The organism is Streptomyces boncukensis, from assembly GCF_011045075.1.
Classification (GTDB): domain Bacteria; phylum Actinomycetota; class Actinomycetes; order Streptomycetales; family Streptomycetaceae; genus Streptomyces; species Streptomyces boncukensis.
In genome coordinates this window covers 1-2803 of record NZ_JAAKZZ010000741.1, presented here as the reverse complement: position 1 = coordinate 2803, position 2803 = coordinate 1, and the positions used below count along the sequence as shown (strand labels likewise).

Genomic DNA, 2803 nt, shown 5'->3' with positions numbered 1-2803 from the left:
GTGGTAGCCATGGGATTCCTTCGTCGGTTCGGTTCAGTGGGCAAGGGCCGATCCCCCTGCCGGTCCAGGAGGTTGACGCCGAGGGTGGGAGCGCCGTGGGGGATCCGGGCGCTCCGTGCTGTGGCCGGCCTGGTCCCGGACCGCGCAGGGCAGGCGAGTGGCGACGGTGCGCGTCACGGTGCCGCCGGTGCGGCCGGTGCGGCCGTCGAGCCTCTGACCACCACATGGGTGCCCAGCCGAACGCGCTGGTGGCGGGCGTCGTCCGGGGCGTCGCCGTCCCGCCGGCCCAGCACCAGCCGCACCGCCGTACGCCCCAGTTCCTCGTACGGGACGTGCACCGTGGTCAGGCCGGGGGCCAGTTCGCGGGAGACGGGGATGTCGTCGAAGCCGACCACCGAGACGTCCTCCGGTACCCGCAGGCCCGCCTCCCGGAGGGCCTGCAGCGCGCCCAGCGCGACCATGTCCGTCGCGGCGAACACGGCCGTGAAGGCGAGGCCCCGGGCGAGCATCTCGCGCATGCCGCGCAGACCGCTCTCGCGGCTGAAGTCCGAGTCGACGACCAGCGCGGGGTCGAGCGCCAGTCCGTACGACTCCAGAGCGCGGCGGTACCCGGCGCGGCGCTCCTCGGCGGTGGTGGTGGCGCTCAGCCCGCCCAGGAAGAGCACGCGGCGGTGTCCCGCCGACAGCAGGTGCGCGGTGGCGCCGAAAGCGCCGCCCTCGTTGTCGTACTCGACGAGCGTGACCGGCAGTTCTTCGCCGGGTGGCAGTTCGGGTGCGGGCCGGCCGCACAGCACGAGCCGGGAGCCCGCCGCGTCGAGCTGGTGCGCGAACGCGCTGGTGCGCTCGCGGTATTCGGGGGTGCGCTCGGCGCCGCCCACGAGAATCACCGCGGCGGCCCGCTGCTCGCGCATGAGCGTGATGATGTCCGCCTCGCGGCGCTCGTCGCCGTGCGTGGTGCACACCAGGCAGAGCCTGCCGTGCCGCGCGGTCTCCTGCTCGACGCCCGCGGCGATGTGCGCGAAGGACGGCCCCGTGATGTCGTCCAGGACGAACGCGACGGACTCCGGGCCGCTGCCCGCCAGCGCGCGGGCGTGCGGGTTGGCGACGTAGTCCAGCGTGCGCACGGCGCGCAGGACGCGGGCCCTGGTGCTGTAGGTGACGGGGTAGTTGTCGGCGAGTACGCGGGAGACGGTGGCGACGGAGACGCCCGCGCGCGCGGCGACGTCCCGAATGGTCACGCGGCGCTCTTCGCGTCTGCCGCTCATGGCACACCCTCCCTCTCCCCTCCCGACCGAGGGTAATCGGTTACTGTACCGGCAGTGTTCGGTACAGCGGTCAGATTTCGAAACCCTGGTCACACAAGAGCACTCCGCAGCGGCGCCGTACTACTGCGCTCCACGAGCCTCGTGGACAGCTCCGTCCTGCCAAGCCCAGCGCTCCCCTCCCGGACGCGCAGCAACTGCCCCAGCGCCGCGGCCGCCATCTCGCTCAGCGGCTGCCGTACGGTCGTGAGCGCGGGCGTGACCCACTCCGCCTCCGGCAGGTCGTCGAAGCCGACGACGCTCACATCCTCCGGGATCCGCAGGCCCAGCTCGGCGAGCGCCTGGCAGACGCCGAGCGCCATCGGGTCGGAGCAGGCGAAGACCGCCGTCGGCGGCTCGGGCAGCGCGAACAGCTCCCGGGTGCGCTCGCGGGCCAGCGCGGGGTCGAAGTTGGCGTAGCGGACGTACTCGGCGCACACGCGCAACCCGGCCGCGGCCAGCGCGGCGCGGTAGCCCGCCACGCGCGCGCCGCTGCACTGCTTGCGGCGGTAGCCGCCGAGCACGGCGATCCGGACGTGCCCGAGGGCCAGCAGGTGCTCGACCGCGCCGCGCGCCCCCGCCTCGTTGGCGGCGCCGACGGCGGGGACACCGGGCGGCGGCTCGACGACCGGGTCGATCATCGCGTACGGAATGCCGTGCTGCTCCAGCCAGGCGTGGTGGGTGGGGGTCAGCTCGGCGAGGTTGAACAGCACGCCCGAGGTGCCGCGCAGCGCCAGCCGGTCCAGCCAGCCGCGCTGCGGCCTGCCGCCCCGGGTGCGGGTCAGCCCCGCCGAGATCATCACTTCCAGCCCCGCCGTGTGCGCCGCCTCCTGCACGCCGCGCAGCACGGCCCCCGACCAGGAGTTGTCCAGGGAGTGCAGCACCAGGTCGACCAGCCGCGGCGGATGCTGCGGGGTGAGGCGGGGGCGGCGGACGTAGCCCAGCGCGTCCAGCACCTCGGTCACCCGGCGGCGGGTGTCGGGCGCGACGTCCTCCCGCCCGTTCACCACCTTGGAAGCCGTCGGTATGGACACGGAGGCCGCACGGGCCACCACGGCCAGCGTCGGCCCCGTCGGCGTCCCCGCCGGCCCGGGTTCGGTGCGCGTCACCCTCGCTCTCCTCTCCTCACAGGGGATCGCCAGACGAACGCGTTTCACACTACGCCGCCGACGTGTTCGTTGAAGTCCCGGAAACCACCCGGAAATTATGGGTGACCGGTATGTCGAACCGCTCGAAATCTCGGTCGACATCGAGGGAGAATCCGGAGAATTCCCCCTCGGCCATCGCACGGTCAGCGCCCGGCTTCCGCCTCGCCGGCGGCGACCGAAACTTTCGCGTCTCGCGGCAGAGGTTCCAGCGGGGTGGTGCCCCTGTGACCCTGACGTCGCTCTCCAGTAACCGTTTTCTGTCTTCTGGGAAGGGATGGACGATGGCTGATCGCGTTCCGAGCCGACGCAGAGTGCTCCAGGTCGCAGCGGCGGGTGCCGTGGCCGGCTGGGCGA

2 protein-coding genes are annotated in these 2803 nt (G+C 73.1%); both read right to left on the bottom strand.

The features are described from left to right. Positions 1-173: 173 nt before the first annotated feature. Positions 174-1265: a LacI family DNA-binding transcriptional regulator gene (locus G5C65_RS34995; protein WP_165303091.1), complete on the bottom strand. Its 1092-nt coding sequence runs from the start codon at positions 1263-1265 to the stop codon at positions 174-176. A gap of 89 nt (positions 1266-1354) precedes the next feature. Beyond that, complete coding sequence (locus G5C65_RS34990) at positions 1355-2410, bottom strand: LacI family DNA-binding transcriptional regulator (RefSeq protein WP_338146810.1); 1056 nt, start codon at positions 2408-2410, stop codon at positions 1355-1357. Positions 2411-2803: the final 393 nt, after the last annotated feature.

Excerpts from the sequence above, each read along its gene's own strand:
- G5C65_RS34995 (WP_165303091.1), bottom strand. The coding sequence starts at position 1,265 with ATGAGCGGCAGACGCGAAGAGCGCCGCGTGACCATTCGGGACGTCGCC.